This window comes from Hyella patelloides LEGE 07179 (assembly GCF_900659865.1).
Classification (GTDB): domain Bacteria; phylum Cyanobacteriota; class Cyanobacteriia; order Cyanobacteriales; family Xenococcaceae; genus Hyella; species Hyella patelloides.
Genome location: NZ_LR214304.1, coordinates 1 through 1,393 on the forward strand (window position 1 = coordinate 1; position 1,393 = coordinate 1,393).

Genomic DNA, 1,393 nt, shown 5'->3' on the forward strand with positions numbered 1-1,393 from the left:
TTTAAACCTGGTTTTCTAAACAGGATTTCGTATGATGAGATAATTCAAGGGAAGTTTGCCTTCAATAAAGATAAAGATATTTGGGATTATCGCAATTTACTAAAAGAAATCTCAAATTTTCAAATTGATAAATGTCTTAAAGTTCAAAATATTTTAGAAGCAAACTTTGGCAGTTTAAAAGCATCTCTTATTGATTGGAATCATGTATGCCAGAAAGTTTTAGCCAAACAGCAGGAACAACAACGCATTAGGCGCAAAATTACCGAACGGGGATTTGAACTTAATATATTCGTTCCTCTGGGATTAGTTGAACGCAGGGAACAGCAAAGACGCAATGATGAAGTATCGCAGGATGAAGTTTATCAGCTTGAAAAGGAAGTAATTACCAAAGAATATCAACACGATACTTTCTTACAGGAAGCGATCGATGACAATTCCCGAAGTAATAAACACATCGCTATTATTGGCGAACCAGGTGCGGGGAAATCAACGCTATTAGATAAAATTGCAAGTTGGATTCAAAAAAATGACAGAGGTTTAATTTAATAAAATTAACAGCAAAATAGAAATTGATAAACTAATACAAATAATTGAAAACAATATTAATCCTCAAGATTCAGATTATTGGAATGCGATCGGAGATTTAGGTGAAGTAGGACAAGGGAATAGAAAGGCGATCGCAATACTGATTCAGTTGTGTCAAAATAGTGAAAATGAATTTATTGTTATGCAAGCTGTACAAAGCTTACAAAAAATAGATACTAAAAACAAGTTAGTTGTTGAAACTTTTATTAAGCTGATCCAACTCACATTCCGCAGAAAAATTTAATTTCTTCGTGATTTTTTGAGCAATTTAGTCTACACACTTTAAGAGATAGAGAATACAGCGATTTTAGAAACAGAATAAGAACTAATATATTATTTGGTGTTTTTGAAGATTGGCGATTGCTATAAACGGCTATATTCAAGCAAATTCATTTAATTATTTCCTTGAGAAAATTATCTGCGGAATGTCAGATCCAAAGCTCTTCTCATCCTGATACTATTAAAAATTCCATAGTTTTTTTAGGACAAATATCTAAGATACATAAAGGTGATAATGAAATAATAAAAACTTTAGTTTCTGTCATTAATAATACGGAAAATAAAACTCTTAAATATCATGAAAAATCTATTGCTTGGAAAGCAGCAGAGGTTTTGGGAACAATAGATCGAGGAAATACTATAGCTATCAATAAATTAGTTTATTTCATAGAAAATGCTCAAAATGAGTAATAGGGAGCAAGTCAATTTTGTCAGAACAGATGAACTAAATTAGGTAGTACAACCAAGTTAAAGATAAGATGAGGTCAGATTTAAAAAAGTAAATAGATGACACCAGAAGAAGAAAAAG

Annotated in this window: 2 protein-coding genes and 1 pseudogene; all 3 read left to right on the plus strand. The window is 31.2% G+C overall.

Going from position 1 to position 1,393, the window contains the following annotated elements; all coding sequences use genetic code 11:
• Positions 1 to 546 (plus strand): annotated as a pseudogene (locus H1P_RS37005) (ATP-binding protein); the annotation flags it as partial.
• 34 nt (positions 547 to 580) lie between these two features.
• Entirely contained in the window at positions 581 to 829 is a 249-nt protein-coding gene (locus H1P_RS40070; protein ID WP_425461569.1) for a hypothetical protein, read from the plus strand.
• A 161-nt stretch (positions 830 to 990) separates the two neighbouring features.
• Positions 991 to 1,275, plus strand: a complete 285-nt coding sequence (locus H1P_RS33350; RefSeq protein ID WP_144875771.1) for a hypothetical protein — start codon at positions 991 to 993, stop codon at positions 1,273 to 1,275.
• Positions 1,276 to 1,393: the final 118 nt, after the last annotated feature.